Annotated in this window: 1 protein-coding gene; it reads left to right on the top strand. The window is 62.7% G+C overall.

All coding sequences use genetic code 11. The features are described from left to right. A partial coding sequence (locus tag NMG80_RS06410; RefSeq protein ID WP_254017366.1) for an extracellular catalytic domain type 1 short-chain-length polyhydroxyalkanoate depolymerase occupies nucleotides 1-1,052 on the top strand: 1,052 nt, incomplete at its 5' end. Between the last annotated feature and the right edge of the window lie 16 nt (nucleotides 1,053-1,068).

The following is a 1,068-nucleotide window of genomic DNA, read 5'->3' as shown; positions in this document are numbered from 1 at the left end:
GTACAAATCCCGGCGGGTTGGGAGCGAAGTTCTACATTCCCAATGTCCTATCCAAGGGAGCCCCGCTCGTCGTCGTGCTGCATGGCTGCACACAGAACGCGGCCAGCTATAACCATCATTCCGGCTGGTCCCAACTCGCGGACGAGGCTGACTTCGCGCTGCTCTTTCCAGAACAGCAACGCGCTAACAATCCGAACCTCTGTTTCAACTGGTTCCAGCCTGGCCACACCAAGCGTGGTTCGGGCGAGGCGCTTTCGATTCGCCAGATGATCGAGACGATGGTCGTCACCCACGGTCTCGACCGAAGGAGGATCTTCATCACCGGCCTCTCGGCCGGAGGCGCAATGGCGGCGTCCATGCTGGCGACCTATCCGGAAGTGTTTGCCGGCGGTGCGTTAATTGCCGGCCTGCCCTACGGCAGCGCAACGACCATCCCGGAGGCCTTCGATCGCATGCGAGGCCACGGCGGTCCTTCCGAACAGGATCTGCAACGGGCCCTCCGCGGCGCATCGGATCATCAGGGACCGTGGCCGAGGATTTCGATTTGGCACGGTGCCGCTGACCACACGGTTTCGCCTTCCAACGCGGAAGCGATCGCAGGCCAATGGCGGGGAGTCCACCGGCTTGAGAAAGAACCGACGCGTCGGGAAGCTGCCGGACCGCACGCAAAGCAGGTGTGGCGTGACGGCGCGGGAGATGCCTTGATCGAAATCAACATGATCGCGGGGATGGGCCATGGCACGCCGCTCGGCAGCGGCCTCGGCGCTCCGGGACCTTATATGCTTGATGTCGGCATCTCCTCCACACGCGAGATCGCAAATTTCTGGGGGATCGCGGCACCGGAGGAAACCGCCTCCCGGAGATCGAGGCCACAAGTGCCCGCCAGCCAACGGCTACTACCCCAGTTACCGGCGCCAGGTATAGAAAATCCGAAGTCGAAGCCCCCGCAGCCGACTGTCATCCATCAGTTCCCGCGTCACCCGGAATTGGGCCAGCCCGGCGTAAAGAAGATTATTGAGAATGCCCTGCGGGCAGCGGGCCTGATGCGCTAGGCGGACGGCGCAAATC

Source organism: Mesorhizobium escarrei (genome assembly GCF_935825525.1).
In the GTDB taxonomy this organism is placed as follows: Bacteria; Pseudomonadota; Alphaproteobacteria; order Rhizobiales; family Rhizobiaceae; genus Mesorhizobium; species Mesorhizobium escarrei.
Note: the sequence above shows the minus strand (reverse complement) of the source record. Positions and strands in the feature narration are given on the sequence as shown.